Annotated in this window: 13 protein-coding genes; 6 read left to right on the top strand and 7 right to left on the bottom strand. The window is 42.9% G+C overall.

What is annotated here, in order from left to right:
• Window positions 1–115: 115 nt before the first annotated feature.
• The 3 genes from BLW39_RS03915 to BLW39_RS07155 form a co-directional block, all read right to left on the bottom strand.
• Window positions 116–1,453 carry a M20/M25/M40 family metallo-hydrolase gene (locus BLW39_RS03915; RefSeq protein WP_059378385.1) on the bottom strand — a complete coding sequence of 446 codons (1,338 nt, stop codon included), beginning with the start codon at window positions 1,451–1,453 and terminating at the stop codon, window positions 116–118.
• A 12-nt stretch (window positions 1,454–1,465) separates the two neighbouring features.
• The gene (locus BLW39_RS03910; RefSeq protein WP_059378386.1) at window positions 1,466–2,641 is read right to left on the bottom strand and encodes a hypothetical protein; all 1,176 of its coding nucleotides are present in this window, start codon (window positions 2,639–2,641) and stop codon (window positions 1,466–1,468) included.
• 146 nt (window positions 2,642–2,787) lie between these two features.
• Window positions 2,788–2,913: a hypothetical protein gene (locus BLW39_RS07155; protein WP_275936412.1), complete on the bottom strand. Its 126-nt coding sequence runs from the start codon at window positions 2,911–2,913 to the stop codon at window positions 2,788–2,790.
• Window positions 2,914–3,139: 226 nt separating this feature from the next.
• Here BLW39_RS07155 and BLW39_RS03905 point away from each other — a divergent pair, with 226 nt between their 5' ends.
• Both BLW39_RS03905 and BLW39_RS03900 read left to right on the top strand, forming a co-directional pair.
• Window positions 3,140–4,321, top strand: coding sequence for a metal-dependent hydrolase family protein (locus tag BLW39_RS03905; protein ID WP_059378390.1), 1,182 nt, complete (start codon window positions 3,140–3,142; stop codon window positions 4,319–4,321).
• Window positions 4,322–4,475: 154 nt separating this feature from the next.
• On the top strand, window positions 4,476–4,940 hold the full coding sequence (locus BLW39_RS03900; protein ID WP_158705826.1) for an Ltp family lipoprotein: 465 nt from the start codon (window positions 4,476–4,478) through the stop codon (window positions 4,938–4,940).
• 60 nt (window positions 4,941–5,000) lie between these two features.
• On the opposite strand, the gene BLW39_RS03895 is transcribed toward BLW39_RS03900, so the two are convergent.
• On the bottom strand, window positions 5,001–6,053 hold the full coding sequence (locus BLW39_RS03895) for a glycosyltransferase family 2 protein (protein WP_409360008.1): 1,053 nt from the start codon (window positions 6,051–6,053) through the stop codon (window positions 5,001–5,003).
• Window positions 6,054–6,095: 42 nt separating this feature from the next.
• The gene (locus tag BLW39_RS03890) at window positions 6,096–8,315 is read right to left on the bottom strand and encodes a glycosyltransferase family 39 protein (protein WP_059378398.1); all 2,220 of its coding nucleotides are present in this window, start codon (window positions 8,313–8,315) and stop codon (window positions 6,096–6,098) included.
• Between the two features lie 281 nt (window positions 8,316–8,596).
• On the opposite strand from BLW39_RS03890, the gene BLW39_RS03885 reads away from it, so the two are divergent.
• A complete protein-coding gene (locus BLW39_RS03885; RefSeq protein WP_059378401.1) occupies window positions 8,597–9,154 on the top strand; it encodes an NAD(P)H-dependent oxidoreductase in 558 nt (185 codons plus the stop codon).
• A gap of 47 nt (window positions 9,155–9,201) precedes the next feature.
• Here the strand turns inward: BLW39_RS03885 and BLW39_RS03880 are convergent, their stop codons facing one another.
• Window positions 9,202–10,599: an APC family permease gene (locus tag BLW39_RS03880; protein WP_059378403.1), complete on the bottom strand. Its 1,398-nt coding sequence runs from the start codon at window positions 10,597–10,599 to the stop codon at window positions 9,202–9,204.
• A gap of 102 nt (window positions 10,600–10,701) precedes the next feature.
• Here BLW39_RS03880 and BLW39_RS03875 point away from each other — a divergent pair, with 102 nt between their 5' ends.
• Window positions 10,702–11,571 carry a LysR family transcriptional regulator gene (locus BLW39_RS03875; RefSeq protein WP_059378406.1) on the top strand — a complete coding sequence of 290 codons (870 nt, stop codon included), beginning with the start codon at window positions 10,702–10,704 and terminating at the stop codon, window positions 11,569–11,571.
• A gap of 38 nt (window positions 11,572–11,609) precedes the next feature.
• Here the strand turns inward: BLW39_RS03875 and BLW39_RS03870 are convergent, their stop codons facing one another.
• A complete protein-coding gene (locus BLW39_RS03870; protein ID WP_059378408.1) occupies window positions 11,610–12,167 on the bottom strand; it encodes a TetR/AcrR family transcriptional regulator in 558 nt (185 codons plus the stop codon).
• A gap of 163 nt (window positions 12,168–12,330) precedes the next feature.
• Between BLW39_RS03870 and BLW39_RS03865 the strand changes: the two genes are divergently transcribed.
• On the top strand, window positions 12,331–13,824 hold the full coding sequence (locus BLW39_RS03865) for an MDR family MFS transporter (RefSeq protein ID WP_409360009.1): 1,494 nt from the start codon (window positions 12,331–12,333) through the stop codon (window positions 13,822–13,824).
• Between the two features lie 2 nt (window positions 13,825–13,826).
• On the top strand, window positions 13,827–14,357 hold the full coding sequence (locus tag BLW39_RS03860; RefSeq protein ID WP_059378417.1) for a DUF4811 domain-containing protein: 531 nt from the start codon (window positions 13,827–13,829) through the stop codon (window positions 14,355–14,357).
• The last annotated feature ends 134 nt before the right edge of the window (window positions 14,358–14,491 follow it).

Here is a 14,491-nt window from a genome sequence, read left to right as displayed (position 1 = left end):
ATTAAAATGAACTTTAGAAGTAAGAAAAATTGATAAGAGGTAAACAGTGTTTTCACAATTTCTATCAAGACGAAAAAAAGGAGAACTTTTTCAGTTCTCCTTTTTATTTTGAAATTTAATTGGTTCGACTGTAGTGCTCAAGTAATTCAGCCATGAAGGCTGATCCCTCGACGAAGTCTTGGATACGAATGTGTTCATTAGGGGCGTGAGGACCACTGCCCGCGTAATGAACACCCACCATGATAATAGCATCGTTTAAGACATCATAAAATGGAAAGGCGGGGCCGCCGCCGGCCATATTTGGGACAAGAGCGACGTGGTCACCGTAGACCTCGTTGGCAACCGACTGAGCTAATTTCACAAACGAATCATCAAGATTCGTTCTGAACGGCTGGACGCTGGCAGTCTTTGTTAGCTTAATATCGTTAAAACCGTTTCGGTCCAGGTGTTTGCGAACAAGGTCGAAAATTTCATCGGGATCCTGATCAGGAACTAAACGGCAATCCACCTTTGCAGATGCGGTTTTTGGAATGATGGTCTTGACGCCTGCTCCTTGATAGCCACTTGAAAGTCCATTGATGGTCATGGTTGTTCCATTCACCAAGTCGTATTCTGGTTGATCTGAGACTAATTCGGCTTTGATGCCGGCATTTTCAATTGCTTTTTGCCGATTAAAAGTTGTCTCTTGTACAACATTTTGTGTAGCGGCTGGCAGTTCTTTGACTTCGTCATAGAAGCCATCAACCAAGACATCACCATCAAATGATTTCATTGAGTTCAAGGCTTGAACGAGACGCCAGGCGGCATTTGGTGCGTAGGCTGCTAATGAAGAATGGATATCTCTTGCAGCAGTAGTTACTTCCAAATCAAAGGCAATGATTCCTTTGAGGCCGCAGGTAATTTGAAAGTCTTCATTTTCATCTTTACCGCCACCTTCCCAGATGCAGACATCTGAGGTGAGTTTATCTTGATGGGCCTTGACGTAATCACCAACTTTGGGGCTACCGATTTCTTCGGCGCCCTCAACGAAAAACTTGAGATTGACTGGCAGGCCGCCGTTTTCCATAAAGTATTTTACGACAGTCAGGCGGGAAATCAGCTCACCCTTATCGTCGCAAATACCGCGGGCATAGATTTTGTCGTCCTTGACGGTTGCTTGAAATGGGTCTGTGTGCCATTCTGGCAGGGGATCAGAGGGTTGGACATCATAATGGTTATAGAATAGAACGGTCTTATCACTGTTACCTTTAAAATAAGCGTAAACAACGGGATTAGCACCTTGATCATGCCAAACTTCAGTTTCTGTAGCGCCTAATTGATCAAACTGTTCTTGTAACCATGCTGCGGTTTCTGGGATGTTTTTATTCTGAGTCGAGATACTTTCAAGGGCTAAATAAGGAAAGTAATCGGTCAAATGTTGATTAACGTAGTTATCAAATTTTTCTCTATTCATAAGTTCTCCCATTTACAGCAACTTGATGAATACTGAAGCAATGATGACGGAGGCAACTGAAACGGTTGCAAAACCACCAACCAACATCTTTGGCATCATCTTGTTCAAGAGGTAATTTCTTTCTTCTTCAGTGTTGGACATGTTATGAGCAACTTCGCTGGTCATAATGTAATCCGCTGGGAAACCAAACAAGGCAGTCAAAGCACAGGCGAAGGCCATTTGCCATGACATGCCAAATGGCTTAGCCAAGGCCCAAGAAGCCAGGAACATACCAAGCATTCCAAGAGCAATCAAGACAATGATTTCAACAATGATTGAAAGCATTCCGTTTGGAGTGACAACGCTCAATTGTGAGAAGACGAAGGCAATCAAACCATACATCAACCAGTTGGCAACGCCGGCCTTTTCCAAGACCTTGTCTTCCAAGAAACCAAGTTGGTGAGCCAAAACACCAAAAATCAAATAAACGACGTTCACGTTTAAGAAGTTGTGAGTCAACATACCAAAGAGTTGCGCTAACAAAGCAACGGCAGCAACCTTGGTAATCATGTAGGCTGAAGTGCGGTAAGAGTCAGGAACAATTGACTTTTTCTCGACTTGGTTTTCGTCTTCTTCACGAACAATTAGGTCAGGGTTTTCCTTCTTTTCTTGATCGAAGTTTTTAAGCAATCGCTTACTTTCAGACTTTAACAAAGCTGATGTTAGTGGGTACCCGAAAATTGAATGGGTAACAAACATTGTCACTGGCAAAGCGATGAAAGCCGTTAGGCCCTGTGCCTTTAAACCAGTAATCATCAATGTGGCAGAAACTAATCCTCCAGTTAGTGGTGGGATAGCGGCGATAACTGATTGCCAGTTGAAGAAGAAGCGACCAACGATCATTGTCAGTGCGATGGTTCCACAGACTCCCAAAAGTAAGATACAAACAGCCTTCCATTGCTTCAGCAATTGGGTAAGACTCATTAGAGTCCCTAAGTGAACCAGCAATAATGCAATACAGATTGGGGCAAATTGTGCTCCAAAAGAAGCGGATGCTACAAACGTCTTTGGGAGGAAAGTCCAAAAGCCAAGCACGAACAAGATTGCTGTGACAAAGACAGAAGGAATGTAGGCATGACTCGCTTTTGATACCCATTCACCAATGAAGATGAACAGCATCACCATGAAAATTGAAAATACAAAAACCATTTAACGCACCTCTTTTTTTCTTTTTTATTTGCCAAACAACAAAAGAAAAATCCGTACAAACAAGAGGTTTGCACGGATTGATAAAAAAATATCCGTACAGGAGATTCACTCTGCCTGTACGGATGGTTAAGCTAACGATGAAAAAACTAGCTAAGCGTTCGTACACGAAACCAAATGATAATTGACAAAATCGCAATAATCAAAATGATTTGCAAGACGACGACAGCTAGAGCAGCAATCAATTGAATTTGAAGGCTAGATTTTCGTAGCATAGCTTTTTCCTTTTCGTTATTTTTTAAATTGTAATCATGATAGAACGATTATAAAACAATTGCAAGTATTTAATCTAAAAAAGTCTGAAAAAACTAATTTAGAATATTTTCTTACATTAATGGCACTAATAACTTTTAAATAAACAAAAATAAGGGGTTTACAAAAATATAATTAAGAATTATCATGTGCGAAGTATTAAAAAATAATTAGAAAGAGGGCGATTGCATGACGGAAGTTAGTTTTAAGAACTTTAATTTATTTGATGGTGAAACGGACAAAGTGACTGAAAATAGTTGGTTAACTGTCGACCAGGATACGGGAAAGATTGTTGATATGGGGACCGGTAAGGCACCGGAAGACGCAGTCGATTTTCAGGGGAAATATATAATGCCCGGTTTGATGAATTGTCATACTCATATTGTGGCTGACCCAACTCAGGGGAGTGGTGGATCAAACACAAATGAAACGGAAATTGCTGTTCGAGCAGTTGACAGTTTGCGGACGTTGTTAAAGTCAGGGGTTACCTACATTCGTGAGTGTGGTAGTGCTTATGATGTTGATATTACTTTCAACCGAATGAGCCGAGAGGGTAAGTTGAAGAAGGTACCACACATTTTGCCATCAGGTGGGGCATTTTCAATGACTGGTGGCCATGGTGATATGCCCAATATGGGAACTTTGGTTGACTCACCAGATGCAATGCGCCATGAAATCCGGGTTGGTTTGAAAAAAGGTATTAAAGCTGTTAAGTTGATTGCTACTGGCGGTGTTATGACCGAAGGTGATGATATGCCTAGCACTCAATTAAGTGTTGAAGAAATGCGGACCGCAGTTGTCGAATCCCACCACCAAGGTGTGCCAGTTGGTGCTCATGCCGAAGGGAATCTAGGGATCATGAACGCCTTGGAAGCAGGGGTGGACTCAATCGAACACGGTTTTTATGTTAACGATGAGGAAGCCGACATGATGGTCAAGAACGGGACCTATTTGACGCCAACCTTGACTGCCGCATGGGGAGTTGGTGTCTTGGCCAAGGGCAAAATTCCTGAATGGGAAACTAAAAAGATGGAGGTAGCCTTGGAAGATGGCTTTGCCAACATTAAAAATGCCTGGAAAAAGGGCGTTAAGGTAACACTTGGAACCGATGCAGGAACACCTTTTAATGACTTTACATTGACACCGGTGGAACTTGAATTAATGGTTGAACATGAGGATGCAACGCCATTTGAAGCATTGAGAACTTCATGGAATGCCGCTGAATTGATGAAAGTTTCAAACGAATATGGTTCACTAAAAGTTGGAAAGTATGCTGATTTCTTGGTCTTGGATGACAATCCATTGGAAAACATCAAGGCTGTGCAGCAAGAAGATAAGCAAGTTTACTTATCTGGAGCCCGTCAGTTTTAATTGAATTAGCCAATTAAAAAAGCCAAAAATTCTGATTGAATTTTGGCTTTTTTGTCAGGCACTAAAAAGCACTGGAAGATTGGTCAAAAATAGGCTAGAATAAAATAATATAAAAATGAAATTTATACAGTGACGCTGCTGTTTTGTGATGAAAATGAAAAAACCGACCAATCTTATTAAAAGGGTTAATCGGCAAACAGTTAAAATCATGGTTGTTTTCGCCCTGCTTTTATTGTTGCCCTACGCCTTTCATAAACTTTATGTTCCGCCAAACTACTATGCAGCATATGAAAGAGCCAAAAAATATAATGATAAGCAGTATCTATCAAGGCAAGAACTTTATGATCGTCTAACGGTCGAATCAGACCGTTACCATTATTCATCTAATGCGGCTAATTATGCGATTGATCGTTTACACTTGAACTGTAAGGCAAATGCGCTTCGGCGAGCCAAGCAATATCCATTTGATGGAACTTCGGAATCATTAACGAATATTCGCTGGCGTCTGTCGGTGAACGTCAATGGTGATCAATTTACAAACGATGAAATTGATTATGCGATTGCGCATTTGGATACGAAGGATGCCAAGGTAGAAGAGTTAACTGCACCAAATAAGTAAATCAAAAGTAAAAGGCACAACCCCAATCGGGGTTGCGCCTTTTTTATTATATTACTTAATTTAATGACCCACGACTTGTTTGAAAACATGGTAGTCGTAATTTGATTCGGTAAGAGGGTCTTCTTCGTGATTGGTGGTTGTTTGGGTTGGATAACCATCTTCGCGTTCGATTTGGAAGAGAGGACGTTGCTTGACTTCGGTAAAGATCTTACCAATGTAAGTTCCAACAACGCCAAGTGCAATCAAGTTTAATCCGCCTAACAACCAAATGGAGATCATGAGCGATGACCAGCCGGCAGTGGGGTTACCGACAAGTTTTTCAAAGAGGGTGTAGAGAATTTCGACGCCGGCAAAGCCGAGAACTAAAATACCAAGGTGGAGCAGCAACCTAATCGGTTGGATACTGAAACTGGTAATGCCATCAATGGCAAATGAGAGCATTTTCTTCAATGGGTACTTGGACTTACCAGCCTGACGTTCACCACGTTCGTAGTAGACCTTATCTGATTGGAAGCCAACCAGGGGAACCATCGCCCTTAGGAAGACATTCCTTTCGGGCATTTTGAGCAAGGCCTGAACAGCCACTCGACTCATTAGACGAAAATCAGCGTGGTTAGGGACTAGTTTAACCCCGAGCCAACCAGCGACCCTGTAAAAGGCCATGGCGGAATTCCGCTTAAACCAAGTATCGGTTTTCCGGCTGGAGCGAACGGCATAGACGATTTCATTACCATTTAGGTACTTTTGTACCATTTGACTGATAACGTCGGGATTGTCTTGCATATCAGCATCGAGGGTGATGACGATGTCTGCTAGCTTGATGCTTTCGGTCATACCGGCTAATAGAGCAGATTGGTGACCAAAGTTTTTGGAAAGCTTGACGCCAACTACGTCCCGATTTTGTTGTTCTTGTTGTTGAATCAGCGACCAAGTTTTGTCTTTTGAACCGTCATCAACAATTAAAATGAAACTGTCGGAACGGACCATTTGCTGTTCGATTAATTCAGCCTTTATTTTGCGTAAAACGTCTAATGTCGTTGGCAAAACTTCTTCTTCGTTATAGGCCGGTAAAATCAGGCCAAGTCTTGGAATTCTTGTTCTTGAAAGCAACATTTGGCACTCCTTTCGTCTACGGTGTGGGTTAATGATTAATGATTAGTAAATGGATGATAGGTCATAAAGAGTAGAGCTTGTATTGCCGCCCATACCACCGGCACCCATTGTACGAGTACCCATGCCTCGTCCGGTTTGAGTAGTTTGCTTTGTGCTAGTTGAGCTGGTTGATTGAGATGAGTCATAGGTAACGGTCTTTCCGTTTGCCTTGACCCAAGCCAAGATCTTCTTGATTTGGCCATCAGAACTCTTACTACGGTCACTCATGACAAAGTACTTCAATTGACCACTCTTAACCAGGTTCTTGAACTGCTTAAAGGTCATGGTTGGATCAGTTCCGTTATAACCACCAAGGGCCATGACGGCTTTACCAGACTTAATGATGTAGCCTGAGGCTGAGTTTGAATCAGTTGTAGCAAACAGGTACTTGGCTGAACCTTGATTCTTCTCGGTATAAGCCAAGAGCTTCTTGTTAACTGAGCCACCCATATCCGTGCCACCCTTAGAAAGTAGTGATGGACCAGCTGCTGGGATGGCGGCTGACGTGTGTGAGATTGTTGGTGTTAAGGCCCAGAAGCCACCCATTGCTAGAACTGCAACGGTTGTCAGGATTGCCTTGATTTTGTTTGCTACAAGCTTTGGGAAGAGCCAAAGAGCGGAGAGTGCAATTGCAGCAATAATCAAGATAACGGTGATGACTGGGTAGTAGGATGAAACATAGTAGGCTTGCAGCAAGAGTGTTGCTAAGACGGTCAAGCTAATGAGAATACGTCCGACAAATGGTTGAGTCTTATCAACGGTTTCGTCTTCAGTTTCAACATCAACCTTGAGCATCTTGTGAACAGCTGCGACACCAATTGCTGCCAAAGCGGCAATGGCTGGTGCCAACATAATCGTGTAGTAAGGATGGAAGAAGGAAGCGACGGAGAAGAATCCGTAAACTGGGACGAACCAGCCGGCCCAGAGTAAAACATCTTCTTGTTCGGCGCTAACGTGGTACCACTTGCTACCCTTCTTACGGAAGCCAAGCCAACCGGCAATCATTCCAAGAATGGCAAATGGTAAGTACCAACCAATTTGTGATCCCAAATCGACACCGAAGAGTCGGAATGGGCCAGCAGTTCCAATAGCAAATGCGCTACCGACACCGCCGCCGCCCATTTTACCGTTCTTACCGCCCATCTTACCGGTTGGTTTCTGACCAGTCATGCCTTTACCAGTAGGAGCTTGTCCCTTTTGTCCAGTTGGCATTGTTGGTGCATTACCGTTCTTACCAGTAGGGGCTTGTCCGGTTGGTGCCTGACCGGTAGGAGCTTGTCCACCGGCCTGAGTAGTGTTTCCTTGAGTGGTGTTGGTGTTGGTATTACCAGTTTGACCACCAGGTTGTTGCATTTGTTGGTTCTTTGTACCACCGGTACTCTTGGAACTCTTTTTGTTACCCATTCCGGCAAAAGTTCCACCAGTACCTGTAGATTGTCCAAGCAAACGTTGAGTTCCGTTATAACCAAAGGCTAATTCGAGAAGAGAGTTTGTTTGTGAACTACCAATATAAGGACGAGAATTCTTGTTGACTGAGTCAACAGCGGTTGGATAAGCGAGGGTAAAAACGGCTAGGGAAATTAATCCAAGACCAAACCAGCCAAGCTTTTTCTTCCAAGGAACTTTGATGGCAAACCAGTAATAAACAAACATTGCTGGTAGGATCATAAAGGCTTGGAGCATTTTGATGTTAAAGGCAACACCGATCAGGCCAAAGCTGACCAGAACGAGCCAGAGTTTTTGTTTTGTAACGGCCTTTTGTAACAAGAAGACAGCTAATAGTAGGAAGAAAACAAGGATAGCATCCATGTTGTTTGTTCGACTATTGGCTACAACTGTTGGTGTCAAAGTCATCACGAGGGCGGCAACACGGCCAGCCCAAGGGCCAAACTTTGGTGTCAAAAGTCGATACATTAAGTAAACGGAAGCAATTCCAGCCAAGACACTTTGTAGAACAACGGACCAGCCGTGGACACCAAAGATTTTAGCAGAAATGGCCATGAACCAGAGGGCTACTGGTGGCTTATCAACTGTAATAAAGCCGGCGGGATCAAATGCCCCGTACCAGAAGTTTGACCATGATTTGGTCATTGAAGTGATGGCTGCTGTATAGAAACTGTTGGCGCTGCCAGCATCCCAAATGCCCCAGCCATAAAGAAAGGCGCTGAGCACGAGGATACCAACGAGGTACCAATCGAGTTTTTTAATCCTAAAGTTTCGCAAAAGCGAGGACCTCCTTGTAATGAATAAACATAGCTTAAACCCGGTTGCCTATATAAAAATTAACTGAGCATCAAGTGAATATTAAATTACTAGGCAACAACGGGGTGCCCCTGGCACCTTCATTGTAGTTTATTTGTCTTGAAAATGCTTTGATTTGTGACAAATCGATTGCTTTTTACATCCTCTTGTCAAATTTGTATATAATTAGAAGAAAGTAAACTTTGCTTTTCAGCTTGTCCGAAATTGGCCTTGCTTAAGAGCTAGTCAAAGGGGGAAACAACATGAAGATGTTAATTATTCAAGGTCACCCTGACCAAGAATCATTTACCCATGCTAATGCGATGAGCTTTGCGGCTGTGGCGAAGGAAAAGGGCCATGAAGTTGAGGTTGTTGATTTGGCCACCGCCAAATTTGATAGTGTCTTGCGCTTTGGTTACCGTCAACATATGGAAGACGAGACTTTCCCAAAGAAAGTTCAGGAAAAGATTGCTTGGGCCGACCGGATTTCATTTTTCTTCCCAGTCTGGTGGTCAGCTGAACCTTCTGTTTTGAAGGGGATGATTGACCGCGTCTTTACTCCGGGATTTGCTTACAACCGCCGTAACGGTAAGATTGTGAAGCATTTGACCGGTAAAAAGGCAGATGTCTTCACTAGCTCGAACTTTGGTGGCTGGTACTACAAGATGTTTGGTAATTTGGTTAGTCGCTACAAGCTGGGAATTTTTGCTTACACGGGGATTAAGTTGAATAAGGCTTACGTTTTGGGACACATGGATTCAGGTGTGACACAAAAAGACCGTGAAGCTTACATTGAAAAATGCGCTGCAACAATTAATTAAAACAAAAAAGGACTTGTGCTTCGCTATGGAGCACAGGCCCTTTTTACTTATTGTTTTTGTAGCTTTGAGTGGTGCACGCTGTAGACAAAGTAGAAGATGACACCAATGACTAGCCAGATTCCAACGGAAATTTTGGTGATATTTGGCAACATAACGATAAAGAAGATGCTGCATAGTCCGGCAATGATTGGCAAGAATGGGTACCAGGGCATTTTAAAACCGGTGTTTTTGATGTCTTTACGTTGACGTAGCTTAATAATACCAAATGATATGAATGTAAAGGCAATCAGTGTTCCGGCATTAATTAAAGAAGCGAGTTGCGTCAATGGTACTAAGCCGGCAAAGATTGCTTGAACGACGGTGGCAATTATGATGGCATTAGTTGGCACGGCATGCTTTTGACTGACGTTGCCAAGTTTTTTTGGCAACAGACCATCACGACCGAGGGCATAAACCAAGCGAGAGCCACCGATAAACATGGTGACCATGGCGGTAAAGATACCAAAGAGGGCCCCAATGGTGATGAGTTTATTCCAAGCAGTCAAATGAATCAGTTGCAAAGCGTAGGCGGCGGGATCATCGACGTTTAAGTCTTTGTAATTGACAATTCCGGTTAAGACGAATGAAAAAGCGACATATAAGACAACAGCGATAATAACTGTCCCTAAAATTCCCTTAATAACATTTTTACCAGGGTTAATAGTTTCGGCAGAGTTTGATGCTAGCGCGTCAAAACCGATAAAGGCAAAGAAGACGGTTGCGGCCGCGGTGAAAATACCACCCATGCCAAAGGGAACACTATGAAACTCCTTTGGATAGAAAGGAACATAGTTGCTGGTTTTAACATAGAAAAAACCAACACCAATAAAGAGAATAATAATCGCAACTTTGACGATGACGGCAAAATTTTCAACTCGTTTTGATAATTCAGTTCCAACCATCAAGATAGCAGCAATTACTAAAACAACGATAACCGCTGTCAAATTGATCAAGCCACCTTCCATCGGACTGGCCTGTAAGGCTTTGGGCAAGTTGATACCCAAGCCAGCCAAAATATTGTTATTAAAATAGGCGGCAAAACCGGTGGCTTCGGCGGAAACAGCCAAGAAGTATTCCAAAATTAATGACCAGCCTAAGATCCAGCCAATGAACTCCCCATAAATAACAGATCCAAATGAGTAGGCAGAACCAGCAATCGGCATTGCTGAGGAGAATTCAGCATAGGCCATGCCGACCAGTCCTGATACCAAAGCGGCAATCAAAAAGGCGATAGCCACTGCGGGACCGGCATGGCTAGCTGCTTCGTGACCGGGCAAAATGAAGATTCCGGTTCCAATCACGGCACCAATGCCCAGGGCTACCAAGTCTTTGGCGGTCAGTGTTTTTGCCAAACGTGAATCGGCCTGCATAAAGTTCGCGACAGATTCTTTTTTAAAGATGTCCATATTTATACCTCGAATGATTTATTTCTATATTTATTACTATAGAAGAGATGGTAAAATAAGTACAATTAATAAATGAGATACTTGCATAAGGAAAAACGATTTATGAACCGCTTACTTGTTCTTGAAAAAATCCTACAAATGAATAGTTTTACCAAGGCCGCTGCAGCTTTAGGCTACACGCAATCATCCGTTAGCCAGATGGTGACGAGTTTGGAAAAGGATTTTGGCATTCAATTACTAAAACGTTCAAGGCAGGGTGTTTCATTAACGCCAGAAGGACAAAAACTCTACCCTTATATTGAACAGTCGCTTCGGCAATACCAAACGCTACAAGAAACAGCGGGGGCTATTCGCGGCTTGAAAACAGGGACAGTACGAATTGGGGCGATTACGAGCGTTAGTTGTTATTGGTTACCCGACCTTTTTAAACGTTTTCAAGAAAAGTACCCGGCCATCGAATTTGTGTTGCAGCAGGGGGATTATGGCACAATCGTCAACTGGATTCGAAATGGCACGGTTGACTTTGGTTTGATGACCGCTGACTATGGGGATGGTTTTGCTAAACAAATTATTCACACGACAGAAATGAAAGCTTTTGTCGCAAAAAGCCACCCGTTGGCAAAGTTAGAGAAGATACCAATCGCTGCATTGGCGGAGGATCCGTTCATTTTGGTCGAGGGTGGCGGTTATAGTGAACCCTTAGAATCCTTTAAAGAGGCTGGGCTTCAGCCAAATGTGCGTTATCGCATTCAAGACGACTACACAATTATGGCGATGGTCGAGGCGGGTTTGGGCGTGAGCATGTTATCCGAACTGGTTGCGACTCGAACGGATTTTAATGTGGTGACCAAGTCAATCGATCCTGTGGTCAAACGTCCCGTTGCCATTGTTTATCGGGAAAAGGAAGCGTTGCCAATTGCCAGTCAGTACTTTATTGATTTTCTAGTGGCTAATCAAAATGAGTTAATTTAAAAAGGCCCCACTAGGCAGTGGGGCCTTTTTTATGTGAATTATTCTTTGTCAAAAAAATTATCTGGCATCGTATTGACCAAAAAGTCAGCCATTTCTTCTGGGCTTTCCTTAGCCCCGTTTTGCAACCAGGCCATCATAACGTGAAAGGAAGCACCAAAAACAAAGATATGTTTATAATTAAAGCCATGCTTTTTTTCAGGATGTTTAGCCTTGATAATTTCGCCAAAGTTGACAAAAAATTCATAAATATGGCTGGAAAGCCCTCTGTCGATTAACAGCATAAAGCGTTCTTCCTGGCTTTTAAATGCAACAAAAGAATCAGTAAAGCGCATCTTCATGGTTTCCCGGGTGCGATTATGGGGGATTGAACTTTGTTTCTCTTGCTCATGGTGTTGGGTAACCAAACAGGTTAAATAAAAGGTGAGAATATCCTCAATACTATCAAAGTTGCGATAGTAACTGACCCGGGCGACTCCCGCTGACTTAATGAGTTGAGCAACACGAATTTCTGAAAAGGGTTGTTCTTTCAATTGATCAAAAAAGCCGTCAACGATTTGTTGCTTTACTCGGATGTTTTCTTGTTGACCAAATTTCATATTTTTCCTCCACGACAAGAGTGCCGTTTTGTGATTAAAATCGTTTATTACTAGGAATAGTATAGCAGATAAATTATTTTAGTGAAACAGGTTGACTCAGTTAAAATTAACTGTTACACTATGTTCCACAAAGTAACTGGTACAAATTGTACCACGAAAGGAAATAACGATGGAAGCAGTTCAAACAAATAATCGAACTTACAATCGAACACTTGTCGTCGTCGTCATGATGATTGCCATGGCGGCTGGTGCTTTGATGCAAACATCATTAGGGACGGCTATTCCTTCCCTAATGAAGGCTTTTGATATTAACCTGTCAACTGCCCAGCAAGCAACAACATGGTTCCTTCTCTTTAACGGAATGATGGTCCCATTGTCTGCTTACTTAGCAAACCGAATTCCAACAACGGTTTTGCACATGATTGCCTATGCCTTACTTTTTGTAGGGGTTTTGGTCACAATGTCAACGCCAGAAAATAGTGGATCTTGGTGGATCTTCATTGTTGGTCGGATTATCTCAGCCATGGCATTTGGAATTATGATGCCAATGATGCAAATTGTTATCTTGAACATGTATGCCCCCGAAGAACGAGGAGCAGCCATGGGAGCGATGGGATTGGTCATTGGAATGGTTCCTGCCATTGGTCCAACATTGTCTGGCTGGATTTTGAAGCAAGACCACACTTTCTGGGGCTTCACTTTGTCAGATAGTTGGCGCTCAACTTTCCTAATTCCTTTGGTAATTACTGGAATCGCCTTAGTTCTAACACCATTTTTGATGCGCAACGTTGTGCCAACCAAGAAGGTTAAGTTGGACTTCTTATCACTATTCCTCTCAACCATTGGTTTTGGTTTGTTCTTGTGGGGCTTCACCAACGTCGGCTCACACGGATGGGGTAACGTGCCAAATGTGCTTGTGCCAATCTTTGCCGGGGTATTCCTCATCGTCATCTTTGTTTGGCGTCAGTTGAAGTTGTCAAACCCATTCTTGGACGTGAAGGTTTTCTTGACGAAGGACTTTACTATTCCATCTGTTGTCGGAATTTTGGCAATGATGGCCATGTTTGGTGTTGAAATGATGTTGCCAACGTACTTGCAAAACGTGCGTGGCTTGTCAGCCTTTGATTCTGGATTGACTTTGCTTTGGGGAGCTTTGTTGATGGGAGTCTTCAGTGCCATCTCTGGAGCCTTGTACAACAAGGTTGGGGCAAAGGTATTGGGAATGGTTGGTTTTGCCATCCTTGGTTTGGGAACTTTCCCATTCTTGTTCCTAACACCTGAAACACCAACGATTATCATTAGTGTCTTGTATGGTGTCCGAATGGCTGGAATTGCCATGGCCATGATGCCAATGACGACCAAGGCGATGGCTGCTTTGCCTGATGCAAAGACATCTCATGGTACTGCCGCTAACAACACTTTGCGTCAGGTTGCCAACTCAGTGGTTGTGGCTTTGTTGACTTCTGTTGTTCAAAACGTGATTAACAACAACACACCAAGCAACCACATGAAGGTGACGGAACCATTGCGTTATGCAAGCAAGATGCTCGATGCTTCTTTGGACGGTTTCAAGATTGCCTTTTTGATCAGTCTTGGCTTTGCCGTTCTTGGTTTCATCTTGGCATTCTTTGTTAAGTCAGAAAAGGAGGAAGCTTAATCATGATTTTAGTAATTATTCCGATTTTTGTTGTCTTAGCTGCTGCTAGTTGGTTCTTAATTTCTTCAAAGGTTTTAAAGTCAATTTTTGGAACTATTTTCACCATTGGCGCTGTTGCTTCAATCGGCTTGCTATCGGCTAACATGGATAGCCATTATGGAATGAAGAAGGAAACGACCGTTACGACCACACAAGTTTATTCAGCTGCACCAGCACAAATGCCAATTGGCATGGCAGCTGCTAAAAAGATTGGTACGGACGACTATGTTCTTGTTTATAAGGACAAGCCTTCTGATGCACAGGCAACGGCTCACTTTGCTCCTGATACGAGCGATATCGTGAAGTCAGTCAAGTCATCGGCAACCTTCAAGAAGACCGATACAACAACTGCTCAAGTTAAGACAAGCACGACGAAGTGGGTTTATAAGAATGACACTTACAAGTGGCTCTTTAAGCAAGATAAGGAAGATAACTTGGTTAAGGCAGTCCATACTTTGGAAGTGCCAGCCACTTGGCAAGTTGCTATCAAATAACATACGTTAAGACAATTTTGCTTATTTATTCTTCTTTCTCCAAAACACCCGGGTTCTGCTTCCCGGGTGTTTTTATGTGTAATGAAAGTGTCTTTGCTATAATCGAGATAAGAAAACCTGATTGGGGGAGCTGC

This window comes from Fructobacillus pseudoficulneus, assembly GCF_900108455.1.
Taxonomy (GTDB): Bacteria; Bacillota; Bacilli; order Lactobacillales; family Lactobacillaceae; genus Fructobacillus; species Fructobacillus pseudoficulneus.
Note: the sequence above shows the minus strand (reverse complement) of the source record. Positions and strands in the feature narration are given on the sequence as shown.